Genomic DNA, 16071 nt, shown 5'->3' on the forward strand with positions numbered 1-16071 from the left:
GGGTCCAAAAAGGCAGCAAGCATGTGCGTGCCTGGGAACGATCGTGCTAACGTCACAGCAACACCTAGCGCTACGCCTTACGGTCAGCGCTGCAACAGTAGGGTTACCCCTGAAGCTCTGTGATCAGCTGAATCTCGCGCAGCACACCCTGCACACGGAAGCATTCTTCAAAGGACCCTTCGTAGACAGCGGCCTTCCCTTCGGTATGCACCTTCCACGTAAGCGCCTCAGCTTCAGGCAATGAACAGCCTGTAGCTTTCATAAGCTGAAAAATCACCTCGTCAAAGGTATGCACATCATCGTTGTAGAGGATCACGCGCCAAGGAGCATCCAATCGGGTTTCCTCAACGGTTTCAACCGTTACTTCCCTTTCTGGATTTGCGTGAGCCCACACGTGTTGCATCCCCATAGCGATGCTGTCGGATTTTACCCGGCAGGTGTAGCGACATCAAGCGGCGTAACCGTTACGTGAAAATCTTCCATGACCGGATTAGCCAGAAGTTTCTCAGCAGCCTCACGGGCAATGCGCTCGGCTGCTTGAGCAGTTGGCGTGTCAATCCAGAGCTCTACCACTTTGCCCATACGCACTTGCGTTACGGCAGCATAGCCTAGGTTGTGCAGCGCGTGGTGAACGGCCTGACCTTGTGGGTCTAAGATAGACCTACGCAGCGTAACAATAACGGTTGCTTTAAACATGATGGCGGTTGGGGTTAGGATCCGGTTGTGGCGTTTCTGTTTCCAGCGGTGTGTTCAAAATGGCCTGTACCAGCTTGTAGATGGACCGGCCAACGCCGTGCAGGATATATGCCGTAAGCACCAGAAGCAAGCCAATCTGCTGCAAAAAGATAATAAGCACCAGGGCTAGTCCGTAAGCTATCGATTTGTGCGGATGGTGGCGCAGGTAGGCTAAGCTGGGGCGCGGAATTGCGTCAAAAGGGATGGTGGTAACCATCAAAGCGGAGAGCACAAAAACGATGGGGATCAGGACCGGGAAATTACCTGGGGCTAGCCTTCCTAGCAAATCTACGCCTTCCGCATTGAGCACCAAGGCCACGAGTGCAGCTGCTTGCGCAGGGATAGGAAGTCCTTGAAAGTACTCTCGCTTTTCACCGTCGAACTGCACATTAAAGCGCGCTAGGCGTACGGCGCCACAGACCGCGGGCAATGCTGCAATGATAAGCCCTAGAGCACCAAACTCCTTAAGGCTAAATGCATAGACCAGATAAGCTGGGGCCACGCCAAACGACACGATGTCGCTTAGGGAATCGAGCTCTACGCCAAAGGCACTGGTGCCATTGGTAAGCCGTGCCAGCATACCATCGAGCATATCAAAAAAGCCGGCCAGCACAATCAACCAGCAGGCATGATCGAAGCGGCCTTCATGGATTTGTGTGATGGCGAGAAAACCGCTGAAGAGGTTCATCAGTGTAAAGAACGAGGGCACAGCGGCACGTGGGATAGGCCGTCGACCGTGCTGGCGACGCAAGGCTCGGTAGGCCCGCAGGCGTGCCCGAAAGTGGCGTTGTTTTTGGCCGTGTCGGTCTCGGTTCCAGCGTGCCCGCAGCATAAAGATTGCCTATGGGTTGTGTTCGCGTTCTAAATGCGCTACTTCAGCCTCTGCAGCCGTAGGTAGCCATCCCAGCACGGTTTCGCCTGCCCGCACGCGATCGCCTACTTGCACCTTCAGCGTAACATGAGGAGGAACCAGCACATCCATCCGTGAGCCAAACTTAACGATCCCAAAACGCTGGCCAGCCTGAACTGCGTCGCCTTCTTTCAAATGAAAAACGATGCGGCGTGCCAAAACACCTGCAATCTGCTTAAACAAAATTTTGGTGCCACTGGGGTGGCGAAGCCCAATCTCGGAACGCTCGTTCTTTTCACTTGCCTTGGGATGCCAAGCCACCAAATATGCCCCAGGCACGTAACGCACCCACTCGATAACGCCCTCAGCCGGCACACGGTTGACGTGCACGTCCAGTGGCGAAAGAAAAATGGAGACGCGGCGCGCAGGTCCCTGCAAATATAACGGCTCATAATCAACCTCCACCACCTCGACCACCTTCCCATCGGCAGGAGCTAACACTAAGCGAGAAGCGTCCTGGGGCGGCTGGCGATCCGGATCCCGGAAGAAAAACACGACAAACAAAAGCAGCAACACAGCACATCCTATGCCCACAAAGCGCCAAGCGCCAGGCAACCACACATAGGCACTCCCAGCAGCAAGCAACGACGTGAGCGCCGCTCCAGCAACTAGGGTATATCCTTCAGGGGCCAACATGGACGTTTATCTGAGCTTAGGCTTACGTGAAACCCCTACCCGCCCTTCGCGTTCGCACCTTCGCTGTTAAAATTATGCGGCCTAAACGTCAATGCCCCGCGTTTCGTTCTACACACTTGGCTGCAAGCTGAATTTTGCGGAAACCAGCACGTTGGAGCGCGATTTTCTGGCGCACCAGTATGAAGTTGTGCCGTTTGGTGAGCCGGCCGACGTAACGGTCATCAACACGTGTACGGTTACAGCCGAGGCTGAGCGCCAGTGCCGGCAAATTATTCGCCGCGCTATTCGCCAAAATCCAAACGCCTTTATCATCGTAACTGGCTGCTACGCGCAGCTTCGGCCAGAAGAAATTGCCCGCATCGAAGGCGTCGACGTCGTACTGGGCGCGCGTGAGAAGTTTCATCTTTTTGAGCTTATTGAGCGCTTTCAAAAAGGGGAACAGACTCAGGTGGCCGTTTCCTGCATTGACGACCTCCAAGAGTTTGGCCCGGCATTTTCTTCTACAGAGCGCACGCGGGCTTTTCTTAAAATTCAGGACGGCTGCGACTATGTCTGCTCGTTCTGCACCATTCCCAAGGCACGAGGCCGCAGCCGTTCACAGCCCATTGAAGCTACGGTAGCGCAAGCACGACAGCTTGCCGAAATGGGTTTTCAGGAGATCGTGCTTACAGGCGTCAATATCGGCCTCTATGGCCAAGAGTTTGGTGTAACGTTGCTTGATCTGCTCCGAGAGCTAGACCGTGTTGAGGGGATTGCGCGCTATCGCATTTCGTCTATTGAACCCAACTTGCTCAGCGACGCAATCATTGCGTTTGTAGCCAGCTCACGTGCCTTTATGCCTCATTTCCACATGCCGCTCCAAAGCGGCGATAATGTGGTACTGGCCAAAATGCGTCGGCGTTACCAGCGTGAGCTTTATGCCGAACGCGTCGCCCGCATCCGAGAGCTCCTGCCTGATGCTGCTATTGGCGTCGACGTGATTGTAGGCTTTCCAGCCGAAACAGCTGAACGCTTTGAAAACACCTACCGTTTTTTGAATGAGTTGCCCGTCACTTATCTGCACGTGTTTACCTACTCGGAGCGTCCCGGCACCGCGGCTGTAGTGCAGCTTGATCGTATGGGAGGCACACCTGTCCCCAAAGCCGAGCGCTCTCGCCGCAATCGCATGCTGCAAATCCTTTCGCATAAAAAACAACACGCCTTCTACGCACAACATCAAGGACAAGTGCGACCGGTACTTTGGGAAGGCACAGAAAAGCACGGTTGCATGTACGGCTACACCGACAACTACATTCGGGTGCAGCGTCCCTTTGATCCTCAACGGATAGGCCAAATCGAAAGGGTACGTTTAGGCGCTTTCGCTCCTGACGGCACGCTTATGGCCGAAGCGCCGGTAGAAAATTCAGCCGTTTTCGCATCCTAAAAGACATCTTCTAAGCGTGCTGCAGCGCTGCAAGCCACCGGGCCGAGACGGCGAAGCATTTCGCTGCATTGTTTGCTTCCGGCACAGTGCTGCCCTAGCAAGTTTCTTTTTGGTGCACTGGCATGCGGCTTCTTCCCCAGCTTACCGGTCTTACGGAGTGGCAATGCTGGAGCTGGCGTTTGTCCAAAGGGTTTTTTATAACAAAGCGGGCCTGCACGGCCTTAAACCGTGCAGGCCCGCTGCACCCCAAGGTCTGCTTTATCGACTCAGGTACAAATTGCGGATAGCGTAAGGCCGGCGAAAATGTTCATCCGTGAGCGTCTCGACAAATGCGATCGCCTCGCCGGTCGACTTCATTTCGGGGCCCAGCTCTTTCGGGACCTCGGGGAATTTATCCCAAGAAAAGACCGGCTCCTTGATGGCATAGCCTTTGAGTTTAGACTCCAGCAGGCCAGCTTCCCGAAACTCCCGGAGCTTGCGTCCTAGCATCAGCTGCGTGCCGATTTTTGCTACCGGCACACCAGTGGCCTTGGCCACAAACGGCATGGTACGTGAAGCGCGCGGGTTGGCCTCGATCACGTAGACCACATTATCTTTGATCACCATTTGCACGTTGATCAAGCCCACGACGGCAAGCCGCCGAGCGATGTCTTCCGTATAGCGCCGAATCGTAGCCTGCACTTCTTCTGAGAGTGAGTAAGGCGGCAGCACAGCAGTTGAGTCGCCAGAATGCACACCGGCTGGCTCGATATGCTGCATAATACCGGCGATCCAAACCTCTTCACCGTCGCAGGCCGCATCGACATCGACTTCAATGGCATTTTCCAGGAAGAGGTCAAGCAGGATTTCGTTGTCCGGAAGCAGCTTCAGGATGTTGCGCACGTAGCGCTCGACCTCTTCCTTATTGATGGCAATCCGCATACCCTGTCCGCCCAAAACATAGCTAGGCCGGATCAGGATGGGATAGCCGATGCGTTCGGCTACCTCGACGGCTTCGGCCACCGTTCGCGCCGCCCCATAGGGGGGATAGGGGATTTCCAGTTCTCGCAGAATCCCAGAAAACTTACTTCGCTCTTCAGCCAGGTCCATCATGGGGAAGGGGGTTCCCAAAATCGGAATGCCGTGCTCATGCAGCTTCTTAGCCAGCTTGAGCGCGGTTTGCCCCCCAAGCTGCACGATTACGCCTTTAAGCTTACCGTGTTGGTTTTCGTGCTCGATGATATCGAGCACCCGCTCCCAGAAGATGGGTTCGAAGTAAAGTTTATCAGCCACGTCGAAGTCGGTCGACACCGTTTCTGGATTGCAGTTGATCATGATGGCCTCGTAGCCCATCTCCTTGGCGGCCAGCACGCCATGCACGCAGCAATAATCGAACTCAATGCCTTGACCGATGCGATTGGGTCCGGCACCCAAGATGATCACTTTTTCGCGATCGGTAACCTCACTTTCAGTTTCGGTCTCGTACGTGCTGTAATAATAGGGCGTTTGCGCAGGAAATTCAGCCGCACAGGTATCGACCAACTGGAAGGTGGGCGTAATGCCCAGGGCCTTGCGGCGTGCCCGTACATCGTTTTCGGTCACATTGCCTTGGAGCAAGTAGGCAATTTGCACATCCGAGAAACCGTACTGCTTAGCCAGTCGCAGCAGGTTAGCATCGAGCTGGTCAAGCGTTCGCCGTTCCAGTTCCCGCTCGATTTTGACGAGGTCCTCAATTTGGTAAAGAAACCAGGGGTCAATGTAGGTGATGTCGTGGATTTCTTCGACCGAAGCGCCTAGGCGAAAGGCATTCCGAATCTGGAGCGTGCGGTCCCAGTAGGGTTTTTTGAGGCGAGTACGCACCTCTTCGCGCGGCGGGTCTTCCCGGTCAGCGCCTAGGCCAGCATAGCCATTCTCCAGGCTTTGCCAAGCCTTTTGGAGAGCTTCGGGGAAGGTGCGACCGATGGCCATAACCTCGCCTACAGCCTTCATCTGGGTGGTAAGCTCTTCATCGACCCCTTCGAACTTCTCAAAATTCCAACGTGGAATTTTTACGACCACGTAATCGATCGAAGGCTCAAAGCAGGCGCTTGTGGTGCCGGTCACATCGTTGGGCAGCTCATCAAGCGTATAGCCCACAGCCAAACGGGCCGCCACTTTGGCGATGGGATAGCCGGTAGCCTTTGAAGCCAGTGCCGAAGAGCGCGACATGCGCGGGTTGATTTCAACAGCAATCATACGGCCGGTGTGCGGCTCGACAGCAAACTGCACGTTGCATCCACCAGCGAACTTGCCAATTGAGCGCATCATCTTGATGGCAGCATCGCGCATGCGCTGGTACTGCTTATCGGTGAGCGTTTGCGCAGGTGCTACCGTAACCGAATCTCCTGTGTGAATGCCCATCGGGTCGAAGTTCTCGATGGGACAAACAATGATCACGTTATCGTTTGCATCGCGCAGCAGCTCCAGCTCGTACTCTTTCCAGCCGTAGACGCTTTCTTCGATCAGGACTTGGTGTACGGGCGAGAGCTCTAAGCCGCGCATTACTTTGCGATCAAATTCATCGATCGACCAAACAATGCCGCCGCCAGTGCCTCCCAAGGTAAACGAAGGTCGGATAACGACCGGCAACCCTCCCAGCTCTTGAAGGATTTCTTTAGCTTCAAGCAAGCTGCGCGCCGTCCGGCTTCGGGCTTGGTCGATCCCGATTTGTTCCATCAGATCACGAAATCGCTGGCGATCTTCGGTTATTTGAATCGCCTCGATATCCACGCCGATAATCTCGACGCCCATCGCCTCCCAGAAACCTTCTTCGTGAAGCTGAGCCGCTAGGTTAAGCGCGGTCTGGCCGCCCATAGTGGGCAGCACAGCATCGGGGCGCTCTTTTTCTACGATGCGTCGAATCGATTCAGGTGTTAGTTCCTGGAGGTAGACCCGATCGGCGGTGATCGGGTCGGTCATGATCGTGGCTGGGTTTGAGTTGACCAAAATCACCTGGTAGCCTTCTTTACGTAGGGCACGCGCAGCCTGGCTACCTGAATAGTCAAATTCGCACGCCTGTCCGATAACAATCGGACCAGAGCCAATGAGCAGAATCCGCTGAATGTCGGTCCGCTTAGGCATACTTTTTTGCGGTTTGTGCTTGTGTTGGGCGGGGTGACATTTAAGCTAAGACCTTCTGGGGCAGCACCACCTGGCGATGTGCCGCAATCAGTGCAAGAAATTCATCGAAGAGGTAGCGGCTGTCGTGCGGCCCAGGCGAAGCTTCGGGGTGATACTGTACCGAAAGCCCGGCAAACGACTTAAAGCGTAGCCCCTCGACGGTTTGATCGTTGAGGTTTACATGCGACACGTCAGCGTGGCGCGGATCTACCGATGCGGGGTCGACAGCGAAACCGTGATTCTGCGTGGTTACTTCTACGCGTCCAGTGCGCAAGTTCTTGACCGGATGGTTGGCGCCGCGGTGGCCGACGTACATCTTGTATACCTTAAAGCCTAAGGCCAACGCCATCAGCTGGTGGCCTAAGCAAATGCCAAAAATGGGCAGACCCGTCTGGATGGCTTCGCGCACGCGTGCAATGGCCTCAGGCATTGCCCGAGGGTCACCTGGGCCGTTTGAGAAAAACAGCCCGTCGGGTTCCCAGGCAAGCACTTCGTTGAGCGGCGCATAACCTGGGAAAACCCGCACCGTGCAGTCCCGCGCTTGAAACATGCGCAGGATGTTTAGCTTGCAGCCGTAGTCAAAAACGGCAATGCGCGGCCCTGAGCCGCTCGAGAAGTCGTAAGGATGCTTCGGCATCACATAGGAGGCCAGCTCCAAACCGCTCATCGAAGGCAGGCTCCGGGCTTTTTCGACCAGGCGCTCGTCGTCTAGGTCGATCGAAGAGATGACCGCGTTCATGACCCCTTGGGTACGGATATGGCGCACCAATCGTCGGGTGTCGACACCGGAAATGCCTACCAGCTCATGACGTCGCATCCAGTCTTCCAGGGAGCCATCGGCCAAACGGTTCGAGTAGCGATGCGAGAAGGCACGGACCACTAGGCCAGCGACCATAGGACGGGCTGCCTCCATGTCGATGTCCATTACCCCATAGTTACCAATATGGGGATAGGTCATCATCATGATCTGACCGTAGTAGGAAGGGTCAGTCATGATTTCCTGGTAGCCCGTCATGCTGGTATTGAAGCAGAGCTCCCCGCCGGTTTCGCCCCGGTGTCCGATAGCAATGCCAGTCACCACGGTACCATCTTCCAGAGCGAGTTTGCAGGGGTCCGGTGTCGGGTGCACTAAGGGTATCATGACGGCCACAATGGGTTTGAGGTTAAGGGGAACGGGTACAAAAAAGCCTTCCCCCTTGGGAAGGCTTTAGCCACCATCGAATCGTCGAAATACCGCGTGTTCAGATCCAGAACCGTCCACCGTTTAATGCCGTTTCGGCGAGCAAACGATTGTGCGGCATGTAGGTTTCGGGAAGATACAACGTTTGCTTTAAGGAAACCAACCGTCAGCGCTTCCTAAGGTTTTTTTTCATGAAGTTCCGTTGCATTTGTTGAACGGAACGCGCACGGACCGGTTCAAGATAGGGTTATCTCCAAGATCCCTATGTTTTTCGTACGCTTTTATCGCGAGCGCGCTGCTTACCCCTTGCGCCTTATGGCCAGCCTGGCCTTTACGCTGGGGCTTTTGTTGCTTCTGATCCATGCCTGGCCTAGCAGGCATCAAGTACACGCACCGGTAGCTTCGAACCTGACCTCCGAAGTTATTGCTTTGGAGATCATGGTACCCACTCGGCAGGCCCGTTCTGCTCCCCCTCCCCCAGCCCCTCCAATTCCCGTTGTCGTACCAGAAGAAGTGCTGCTTGAAGAAATAGACATCACCCAGGAGCTGATTCCGTTTGAGGGTGCGGGCACGGGTCAAACCCTGGGAGAAGAAGCTGCTGAGGCGTCAGGGGTGGGGGCTACGCGAGCTGCACTTGAGATTGGGCCCAAACCCATTCGCTTTGTGGAGCCAGAATACACGCGCGAGGCGCGGCGCGCTCGCATTCGAGCTGAAATTGTGGTTGAGGTGCAGGTTACCGCTTCTGGTGAAGTCCAGCGCGCTACGGTTGTCGAGCGCTATTTACTTTTTCCTCAGCGCCAAGCGGTCGATACGATTGGCTACGGCCTGGAAGCAGCAGCACTCGCGGCTGCCCGAAACTGGCGCTTTCGACCGGCAATACGCCAAAACCGTCCTGTAAGCAGCACCACCCGCATTACGTTTACTTTTGGCCAATAAGGCCTTTAGTCCAAATCGACCCAGCGTGCATCTTCAATCTCTTCCCAGGGACGGCGCCGCTGCTGCCTCTCGGAAGGCAAAGCGGGCGGCTGTAGGTCTTCCAACATCGCGCGTACCAAGTTTCGCCCGCTGCGCCAAATCAAGTAAAGCAAGACAATCCAGACAACCAGCTTTAACATCGCTATTCTTCTATTGCCCGCGCAGGCCGAGGGTTAAAGTAAGTGATACCGCCATAGCGGCGGCGTTCTAAAATCTGTCGCACCAGTTCCTCGAGGTCCTCTTGATGCCGCACGAAGTCGATCTGTGTGGCATTCACGATCAACAGGGGCCCTTTAGTGTAATGGAAAAAATAGTGGTCATAAGCTTCGCAGAGCGCCTCCAAATAGTGCCGCTCGATGCGCTGCTCATAAGGTCTTCCTCGCTTACGAATATTTTCCAGCAACCGATCCGGTGTAGACTGCAGGTAAACAACCAGGTCCGGTGTAGGCACGTTCGGCTCCATAAGGGTATAGAGCGTCTCATACAGGTGCCATTCGTCTCCTTTGAGGTTGATACGGGCAAAAATGCGGTCTTTATCAAACGCATAGTCACTCACGACAAACGGATAAAACAAGTCCCGGAGCAGCAGCTGCTTTTGCTGCCGAAAGCGACTGGCGAGAAAACTGAGCTGCGTGTGAAAGGCCCAGCGTTCGGGGTCCTCATAGAACCGCGGCAAGAAGGGGTTGTCTTCAAAAGCTTCGAGCACGAGTCGGCCGCCAAACCTTTCGGCCAGCAAACGTGCCAGCGTAGTTTTCCCTACCCCAATAACGCCTTCAATGACTAGGTAACGTAAGTCTTCTGGGACGTGCGGCGGCGTCGAGGCAGTCATGATGGGTGTAGGCTTGTGCTTAGCTTTCTAGCAAAACGCCCAGACGGTGCAAGGGTGCCCGATCAGGACAACGTGCCAGTAGCATCGCCACGGAGGTGCAAAACGGGGCGGGAACATAAAACTCAGGCGCTAAATCTGCCCAGGGCTGCAGCACAAACCGGCGTTCGCTTAGTCGCGGATGTGGAATCGTTAGCGTAGCCTGGCAAAGCGTTCGCTGCCCGTAGGCCAGAATGTCCAAATCCAGTGGGCGAGGCGACCAAGGCGCGGTGCGCTGCCGTCCTGCTGCTGCTTCTAGCTGGAGACACAAAGCCAGCAGGGCTTCTGGTTCCAGCAAGGTACGTACCCAGACGACCGCGTTGAGATAATCGGGCTGCGGCTCGTCTGCTAAGGTATGGGCTGCACTTTCATAGACCGGTGAACACGCAACCAGCTCGATGGCTGGATGGCGACGTAAGGCCGCCACAGCAGCCTGCAATTGCACAAGACGGTTACCTAGATTGGCTCCTAGCCCTAGAAAAACGGACTCACGCATGCATTGCAAACTCAACGCGGGCATCAGCCGAGGCCTGATGGCTTGCCCAGCCTTACTTGACACGTAGCCTGGAGTTTCACGAAAGAAAAAGCCTACAGCCTTGCAAAGCTGTAGGCTTTTCTCCCCATCCTGCGCGCAGCTGCAACCGTTCTCCTATGCGCACGGCAGACTTCGATGGGCAGGCACTTGTTTAATCTATCGGCCCTAGAGCGCTTTTCTTAAGCGCTTTTTCCTAGGGGTTACCCTGCAAAGTGCTTGCAAAGGGCGTAATTTTGCATGCGCTATGACGTAGCTATCTGCACTATGCGTATGGATTTCACGCTTGGCCTTGGCTTACTTGCGGCTACCCTAACGACTTTAGCTTTCTTGCCCCAGGTCGTCCGAACCTGGCGGCGTCGTACAGCCGACGACCTGTCGGCCGGAACGTTTTTGCTCCTTTTCACCGGGATTGTGCTTTGGCTGCTGTACGGCATTTTGCGCAAAGATCCGGTGATCATTCTGGCCAATGCCATTGGCATGACCCTGGTAGGAAGTCTATTGGTGATGATCTGGCGTTTTCGACGTCGCTCGCTTAGTGGCCTCCCACAAAGACCGTCTTGATATTTACGAATTCTCGTATGCCAAAGACCGAAAGTTCTCGACCGTAACCGCTTTCTTTGACGCCACCAAACGGCAAGCGGGGATCGCTCCGCACAAAGTCGTTCACAAAGCAGCATCCCGCCTCCAGCGCTTCACGCGCAATCCGTTCTCCCCGTGCTTCATCGCGGGTAAATACCGCTGCTCCCAAACCAAAAACAGTGTCGTTAGCTACCTGGATGGCCTCAGCTTCATCCCGCACTGGAATCACGGCAGCTACAGGACCAAATAGCTCTTCCTCATAAGCAGGAGCGCCTTTAGGCACATCGGTCAGCACCGTGGGCGGATAGTAAGCACCTGGCCCTTCTGGGATAACGCCCCCAAGGAGCAGCCGAGCCCCACGCTGCAGGCTCTCCTGGACCTGGCGGTGCAATGCATCCCGCAGGTCATGACGTGCCAGTGGTCCCACCTCGGTCCCCTCATCCATCGGATCGCCTACCCGAGCTGCCCGCATATGCTCAACCAGTAGCTGTTCAAACGGCTCACGCACCGCTTCGACCACAATAAACCGTTTGGCGGCAATGCAACTCTGGCCAGAATTGATCAACCGGCTTTTGGCGCAAATGGCAGCAGCCTGCGCCACATCGGCATCTTCTAGGATGAGATACGGGTCACTACCGCCCAGCTCCAGCACGGTTTTTTTGAGTGCTGCCCCTGCTTGGGCAGCTACGGCGCGCCCAGCTGGCGTGCTCCCGGTCAGCGTTACTGCCCGAATGCGCGGATGCACAATGACCTGCTCCACCTGATCGCTGCGGATAAGAAGCGTGCGAAACAGGTGTTCGGGAAAGCCTGCCTCCCGAAACAATGCTTCAAGTGCTAACGCACAACCCGGCACGTTCGAGGCATGCTTCAACACGGCCGCATTACCAGCCATTAGGCTTGGCGCAGCAAAGCGAAACACTTGCCAGAAAGGGAAATTCCAGGGCATGATGGCCAAGATAACGCCTAGCGGTTCAAAAGCCACGTAGCTTTTGCGCGCATCGGTCGCAACTGGCATCGGAGCCAGAAAATCCGCTGCTTGCTCAGCATAATACGTGCACACCCAAGCACATTTTTGCACTTCGGCCCGGCCATCCCGAATGGGTTTACCCATCTCTTCGGCCATCAGGCGTGCGTAATGATCTGCGCGTTCCCGCAGCAGCGCTGCTAATCGAAGCATAAGCCGAGCGCGGTCTCCAATGGACACCCGTCGCCATGCCAGGAACGCTTCGTGCGCTTGCTCAATAGCCTGCTCGACCTCGTCCCACGTCATGCCCTCGTACACCCGAAGCTGCTTCCCTGTAACTGGGGAAATCACAGGAAACGCGCTGCGCACCGTCACTTCACCCATGGTTTTACCTCAAGCTCGTTGAACAGATAACCCTAAAAGTATATGGATGAAACGCCTAATCGATCCCCTTATGGGAACTTACATTGGGTTTAGGCAATTGTGTGCCCGTTACTTTTTAGGACAAATGTATCCCTAAGCCTAAAATGTCTACCATGTTTTCCCGAGCTTGCGAATACGGTTTACGGGCTGTCTTATATCTAGCAACGCTGAACCATAACGGGTACATTTCCATTCGTGAAATTGGGGAACAGCTTCAAATCTCAGTGCCCTTCCTAACCAAAATCTTCCAAAAGCTTACGCAGGCCGGCCTGATGCAGTCGCTGCGCGGCCCTAGTGGAGGCGTCATGTTTGCCCGCTCGCCCGAAGAGATTACGCTGTTTGACGTCATTGTGGCTATCGACGGCCCGGCCCTGTTTACCGAGTGCGTGCTCGGCCTACCAGGATGTGGCGAAGCCGTTCCTTGTCCTCTGCACGAACGCTGGAAAGATGTGCGCAACCCGATCCGCAACCTGTTTGCCACTACCACGCTAGCCGATATGGCCCGCCGCATTCGCGAGGCCAACTTGCGCCTTATACCTTAAGCTCCATGCACTTCCTGCTAAAAAGCCGCAAAAGCTCGGTGAATCTCACTTTTTAAGACTTTTAACTCCTATTTTCCTTTTATCAACGCTAGTACGCTGCCTGTAGGGGTTTACCTGGCAGCACATGTAGCAGTTTGCCGACAACGCATGGCTAACAAGCCCTGACAACAAAAAAGCCGCGCAGTACAAATTTTATGTCAAAGACAAAATTATCCTTAAACCTAAATGATCAGTCAGAGTGGTCGACAGGCGCTAGCAGCAATGCAACTGCTGGCGCAGCACAATGGGCGGCGTTTTCTAACCGTTCGCCAGGTCAGTCAACGTATTGGGGCTTCTCCCCATACCCTAGCGCGCATCGTGCTACGCCTAACAGCTGCTGGGCTGACCGATACGCTACGCGGCCCAGGTGGAGGTGTTCGCCTGGCCAAAGCTGCTCAGCAAATCACCCTGCTCGAGGTGGTAGAGGCTGTCGATGGGCCTCGCGTGTTCGAGCGTTGCCTGGTGGGCTTTGGACCTTGCAACGAAGCCCACCCCTGCCCGCTGCATCTGCTTTGGTTTCCATGCCGCCAGCAACTTCGGCAACTGCTGGCCGAAATGACCCTGGAAGATTTGCTCCATCCTCACGCTTCCCGTAAACCTTCCACAACAAGTCCTTCAGAGAAATGAAAACGTTGGTTTGGTCTCTTGCAGCTTGTATGATGAGCCTGACGTTGACGGCCTGTGGCCCTCAGCAAACAAATTCCTCCAACCCTTCGGCAGCCGCATCGACGGCACAAGACCCTGAAGCACTGGCTGCCGAAATCGGTCCAGTTAAGCAGCTAACCCTAGCTGAGCAGCTTGATGCAGCGCTAGCGCAGCAAGGCGAGCAGCTCTTTAACACCTACTGCATCGCCTGCCATCGACTCGAGGAGCGCTTCATCGGTCCGCCGCTGGGCAACGTTACCCAGCGACGCGGTCCGGTGTACCTCATGAACATGATGCTCAACCCCAATGGGATGATCCAGCGCCATCCCGTGGTCAAACAGCTCGTATCGGAGTACGGCACGCTCATGACGGATCTTAGCCTGACCGAAGAGCAAGCCCGTGCCATTCTCGAATACCTGCGCCAGGTTGGCGCAACCTCTTGATGCATTCCACCTTCAAACCTAAGCCTAGGAGGTAAGGCCATGAAACGCAATGTGCTCTGGCTAGCTAGCATAGCCGCTGCGGCTGTGCTCTTGGTTGGATGTCGCGGCGGTGCGCAGCGCGGCGGTGAGCTAATCAGCGATGACCCCATGGAGATCGCTCGGGCACGCGGCCTTAGCCCGGCCGACGTCGTCGCGGCAGTCAAAACGTATCAGCCCACAGGTAAGCATGACGAGTATCTCCTGTTCGCCTCGGGGGGACACTCAGGACAGGTGCTGGTCATTGGGGTTCCCTCGATGCGCCTGCTTAAGGTTATCGGCGTCTTTACACCAGAACCCTGGCAGGGCTGGGGTTTCTCTAAAGAAACCCGTGAAGTCCTCCGGCAAGGCGCCTTTGAGGGTAAAGAGCTTACCTGGGGCGACGTGCACCACCCCGCGCTTTCTGAAACCAACGGCGATTATGACGGCCAATTCCTATTTGTCAACGACAAGGCAAATTCCCGCATCGCCGTGATCGATCTGCGTGACTTTGAGACCAAGCAGATCGTCAAAAACCCACTTTCGTTAAGTGACCACGGCGGTGCTTTTGTAACCCCAAATACCGAGTGGGTCATCGAAGGCGGGCAGTATGCAGCACCGTTCGAGGGATATGCCCCGATTGAACAGTATCAGGGACAATATCGAGGGCTGGTCACCTTCTGGAAGTTTGATCGGCAACGGGGACGCATCCTGCCCGAACAGTCTTTTGCGCTGGAACTACCCCCCTATTGGCAGGACTTGTGCGATGCTGGTAAAGGCGTAAGTGAGGGCTGGGTATTTTGCAATTCTTTGAATACCGAAATGGCTACAGGTGGCGTCGAGAAGGGCAATCCGCCTTTTGAAGCTGGTGTCTCGCAGCGCGACATGGACTACCTGCATGTTATCAACCTGCGTAAGGCAGCTGAGCTGGTAGCAGCAGGACGCACGCGCACAATCAAAGGCTTCAAAGTTCTACCGATCGAAACCGCCGTTGCCGAGGGCGTGCTTTACTTTATCCCTGAACCCAAGAGCCCACATGGCATCGACGTCTCTCCGGATGGGAACTACTTGGTTGTCTCCGGAAAGCTTGACCCCCATGCCACCGTCTTCAGCTTTGAGAAAATCCAAAATGCTATTGCCAGCCAGCGCTTTTCAGGCCGGGATGACTATAGCGTGCCGATTTTGGACTTTGACGCCGTCGTAGAAAGCCAAATTGAGCTTGGGCTGGGTCCGCTGCACACCCAGTTTGATCCTAACGGATACGCCTACACCAGCCTCTTTTTGGAAAGCGCTGTCGTGCGCTGGACGCTGGGTGGACCCTGGACCGAAAAGCATGGCCGAGATCCCTGGAGCGTAGTGGACAAAATCTCGGTCCACTATAACATCGGCCACTTGGTGGCTGCAGAAGGCGATAACGTCAACCCTGACGGCCGCTATCTGGTGGCCATGAACAAGTGGTCGGTGGACCGCTTTAGCAACGTTGGACCGCTCCTGCCCCAAAACTTCCAGCTGATCGACATCAGTAATCCCCAGGGGCCAATGCAGCTCCTCTACGATATGCCTATTGGCATCGGAGAGCCACACTATGCTCAGATCATCAAGGCCGACAAAATCCAGGCATGGGAGGTTTATCCTGAGGTCGGTTGGGAGCCGACAACACAAGCTGCCCATCCCCATGCGGTCAAACCAGGTCAAGAGCGCATTGAGCGCCGAGGCAATACGGTAGAAATCTGGATGACGGCCACCCGTAGCCATTTTACCCCAGAGCATGTGGAAGTGCGTAAAGGCGACCGCGTGATCTGGCACATCACAAGCATTGAGCGCGCGCGGGATGCCACGCACGGCTTTGCGCTGCCCGGCTACAATGTCAATTTGAGCCTAGAGCCGGGCGAAACGCAAACGATTGAATTTGTAGCTGACCGCGACGGCGTGTTTACCTTCTACTGCACCGAATTTTGCTCGGCACTCCACTTGGAAATGGTCGGCTACTTCTTGGTGCGTCCGTAAACCCTTGGGGGTCGGGG

General features: G+C 55.4%; 17 protein-coding genes. 7 read left to right on the plus strand and 10 right to left on the minus strand.

The features are described 5' to 3' along the window. Positions 1-103 precede the first annotated feature (103 nt). From J8E65_RS09455 to J8E65_RS09470, 4 genes are read right to left on the minus strand one after another with little or no spacing between them, the layout of a single operon-like run. Complete coding sequence (locus tag J8E65_RS09455) at positions 104-409, minus strand: ATP-dependent Clp protease adaptor ClpS (RefSeq protein ID WP_237181865.1); 306 nt, start codon at positions 407-409, stop codon at positions 104-106. A gap of 17 nt (positions 410-426) precedes the next feature. Then, a complete protein-coding gene (gene purS / locus J8E65_RS09460; RefSeq protein ID WP_210375516.1) occupies positions 427-696 on the minus strand; it encodes a phosphoribosylformylglycinamidine synthase subunit PurS in 270 nt (89 codons plus the stop codon). Next, positions 689-1567 (minus strand): CDP-diacylglycerol--serine O-phosphatidyltransferase, encoded by an 879-nt coding sequence (pssA, locus tag J8E65_RS09465; protein ID WP_210375517.1) that lies wholly within the window; start codon positions 1565-1567, stop codon positions 689-691. Before pssA ends, purS begins: the two co-directional genes overlap by 8 nt. Before the next feature lie 9 nt (positions 1568-1576). Then, entirely contained in the window at positions 1577-2281 is a 705-nt protein-coding gene (locus J8E65_RS09470; RefSeq protein WP_210375518.1) for a phosphatidylserine decarboxylase family protein, read from the minus strand. A 91-nt stretch (positions 2282-2372) separates the two neighbouring features. On the opposite strand from J8E65_RS09470, the gene mtaB reads away from it, so the two are divergent. Continuing rightward, positions 2373-3704: a tRNA (N(6)-L-threonylcarbamoyladenosine(37)-C(2))-methylthiotransferase MtaB gene (gene mtaB, locus J8E65_RS09475; RefSeq protein WP_210375519.1), complete on the plus strand. Its 1332-nt coding sequence runs from the start codon at positions 2373-2375 to the stop codon at positions 3702-3704. A gap of 258 nt (positions 3705-3962) precedes the next feature. On the opposite strand, the gene carB is transcribed toward mtaB, so the two are convergent. Both carB and carA read right to left on the minus strand, forming a co-directional pair. Further along, positions 3963-6803, minus strand: coding sequence for a carbamoyl-phosphate synthase large subunit (carB, locus tag J8E65_RS09480; RefSeq protein ID WP_210375520.1), 2841 nt, complete (start codon positions 6801-6803; stop codon positions 3963-3965). Positions 6804-6843: 40 nt separating this feature from the next. Further along, positions 6844-7983, minus strand: coding sequence for a glutamine-hydrolyzing carbamoyl-phosphate synthase small subunit (carA, locus tag J8E65_RS09485; protein WP_210375521.1), 1140 nt, complete (start codon positions 7981-7983; stop codon positions 6844-6846). A 303-nt stretch (positions 7984-8286) separates the two neighbouring features. Here carA and J8E65_RS09490 point away from each other — a divergent pair, with 303 nt between their 5' ends. Next, positions 8287-8958 (plus strand): TonB family protein, encoded by a 672-nt coding sequence (locus tag J8E65_RS09490; protein WP_210375522.1) that lies wholly within the window; start codon positions 8287-8289, stop codon positions 8956-8958. Positions 8959-8963: 5 nt separating this feature from the next. Here J8E65_RS09490 and J8E65_RS09495 read toward each other — a convergent pair whose 3' ends face one another. The 3 genes from J8E65_RS09495 to folK are packed head-to-tail and all read right to left on the minus strand — an operon-like array spanning position 8964 to position 10358. Next, positions 8964-9137 (minus strand): hypothetical protein, encoded by a 174-nt coding sequence (locus J8E65_RS09495; RefSeq protein WP_210375523.1) that lies wholly within the window; start codon positions 9135-9137, stop codon positions 8964-8966. A 2-nt stretch (positions 9138-9139) separates the two neighbouring features. Then, the gene (locus J8E65_RS09500; RefSeq protein WP_210375524.1) at positions 9140-9826 is read right to left on the minus strand and encodes a deoxynucleoside kinase; all 687 of its coding nucleotides are present in this window, start codon (positions 9824-9826) and stop codon (positions 9140-9142) included. A gap of 19 nt (positions 9827-9845) precedes the next feature. Then, positions 9846-10358 carry a 2-amino-4-hydroxy-6-hydroxymethyldihydropteridine diphosphokinase gene (folK, locus tag J8E65_RS09505; RefSeq protein ID WP_210375525.1) on the minus strand — a complete coding sequence of 171 codons (513 nt, stop codon included), beginning with the start codon at positions 10356-10358 and terminating at the stop codon, positions 9846-9848. Positions 10359-10661: 303 nt separating this feature from the next. Between folK and J8E65_RS09510 the strand changes: the two genes are divergently transcribed. Further along, the gene (locus J8E65_RS09510; RefSeq protein ID WP_237181867.1) at positions 10662-10958 is read left to right on the plus strand and encodes a SemiSWEET family sugar transporter; all 297 of its coding nucleotides are present in this window, start codon (positions 10662-10664) and stop codon (positions 10956-10958) included. Here the strand turns inward: J8E65_RS09510 and J8E65_RS09515 are convergent. After that, a complete protein-coding gene (locus J8E65_RS09515; RefSeq protein WP_210375526.1) occupies positions 10930-12324 on the minus strand; it encodes an NAD-dependent succinate-semialdehyde dehydrogenase in 1395 nt (464 codons plus the stop codon). The two genes, J8E65_RS09510 and J8E65_RS09515, sit on opposite strands and share 29 nt — an antisense overlap. Positions 12325-12467: 143 nt before the next feature. Here J8E65_RS09515 and J8E65_RS09520 point away from each other — a divergent pair, with 143 nt between their 5' ends. From J8E65_RS09520 to nosZ, 4 genes are all read left to right on the plus strand, one after another. Further along, positions 12468-12905, plus strand: coding sequence for an RrF2 family transcriptional regulator (locus J8E65_RS09520; protein ID WP_237181869.1), 438 nt, complete (start codon positions 12468-12470; stop codon positions 12903-12905). Between the two features lie 225 nt (positions 12906-13130). Beyond that, the gene (locus J8E65_RS09525) at positions 13131-13571 is read left to right on the plus strand and encodes an RrF2 family transcriptional regulator (protein WP_210375527.1); all 441 of its coding nucleotides are present in this window, start codon (positions 13131-13133) and stop codon (positions 13569-13571) included. A gap of 29 nt (positions 13572-13600) precedes the next feature. Further along, positions 13601-14032, plus strand: a complete 432-nt coding sequence (locus J8E65_RS09530) for a c-type cytochrome (RefSeq protein WP_237181871.1) — start codon at positions 13601-13603, stop codon at positions 14030-14032. A 39-nt stretch (positions 14033-14071) separates the two neighbouring features. Further along, on the plus strand, positions 14072-16054 hold the full coding sequence (nosZ, locus tag J8E65_RS09535) for a Sec-dependent nitrous-oxide reductase (RefSeq protein ID WP_210375529.1): 1983 nt from the start codon (positions 14072-14074) through the stop codon (positions 16052-16054). Positions 16055-16071: the final 17 nt, after the last annotated feature.

It is taken from the genome of Rhodothermus bifroesti (assembly GCF_017908595.1).
GTDB lineage: Bacteria > Bacteroidota > Rhodothermia > Rhodothermales > Rhodothermaceae > Rhodothermus > Rhodothermus bifroesti.

Coding starts and splice junctions, on each gene's coding strand:
- J8E65_RS09455 (WP_237181865.1), bottom strand. CDS start 409: ATGGGGATGCAACACGTGTGGGCTCACGCAAATCCAGAAAGGGAAGTA.
- purS (WP_210375516.1), bottom strand. CDS start 696: ATGTTTAAAGCAACCGTTATTGTTACGCTGCGTAGGTCTATCTTAGAC.
- pssA (WP_210375517.1), bottom strand. CDS start 1,567: ATGCTGCGGGCACGCTGGAACCGAGACCGACACGGCCAAAAACAACGC.
- J8E65_RS09470 (WP_210375518.1), bottom strand. CDS start 2,281: ATGTTGGCCCCTGAAGGATATACCCTAGTTGCTGGAGCGGCGCTCACG.
- mtaB (WP_210375519.1), top strand. CDS start 2,373: ATGCCCCGCGTTTCGTTCTACACACTTGGCTGCAAGCTGAATTTTGCG.
- carB (WP_210375520.1), bottom strand. CDS start 6,803: ATGCCTAAGCGGACCGACATTCAGCGGATTCTGCTCATTGGCTCTGGT.
- carA (WP_210375521.1), bottom strand. CDS start 7,983: ATGATACCCTTAGTGCACCCGACACCGGACCCCTGCAAACTCGCTCTG.
- J8E65_RS09490 (WP_210375522.1), top strand. CDS start 8,287: ATGTTTTTCGTACGCTTTTATCGCGAGCGCGCTGCTTACCCCTTGCGC.
- J8E65_RS09495 (WP_210375523.1), bottom strand. CDS start 9,137: ATGTTAAAGCTGGTTGTCTGGATTGTCTTGCTTTACTTGATTTGGCGC.
- J8E65_RS09500 (WP_210375524.1), bottom strand. CDS start 9,826: ATGACTGCCTCGACGCCGCCGCACGTCCCAGAAGACTTACGTTACCTA.
- folK (WP_210375525.1), bottom strand. CDS start 10,358: ATGCGTGAGTCCGTTTTTCTAGGGCTAGGAGCCAATCTAGGTAACCGT.
- J8E65_RS09510 (WP_237181867.1), top strand. CDS start 10,662: ATGCGTATGGATTTCACGCTTGGCCTTGGCTTACTTGCGGCTACCCTA.
- J8E65_RS09515 (WP_210375526.1), bottom strand. CDS start 12,324: ATGGGTGAAGTGACGGTGCGCAGCGCGTTTCCTGTGATTTCCCCAGTT.
- J8E65_RS09520 (WP_237181869.1), top strand. CDS start 12,468: ATGTCTACCATGTTTTCCCGAGCTTGCGAATACGGTTTACGGGCTGTC.
- J8E65_RS09525 (WP_210375527.1), top strand. CDS start 13,131: ATGATCAGTCAGAGTGGTCGACAGGCGCTAGCAGCAATGCAACTGCTG.
- J8E65_RS09530 (WP_237181871.1), top strand. CDS start 13,601: ATGATGAGCCTGACGTTGACGGCCTGTGGCCCTCAGCAAACAAATTCC.
- nosZ (WP_210375529.1), top strand. CDS start 14,072: ATGAAACGCAATGTGCTCTGGCTAGCTAGCATAGCCGCTGCGGCTGTG.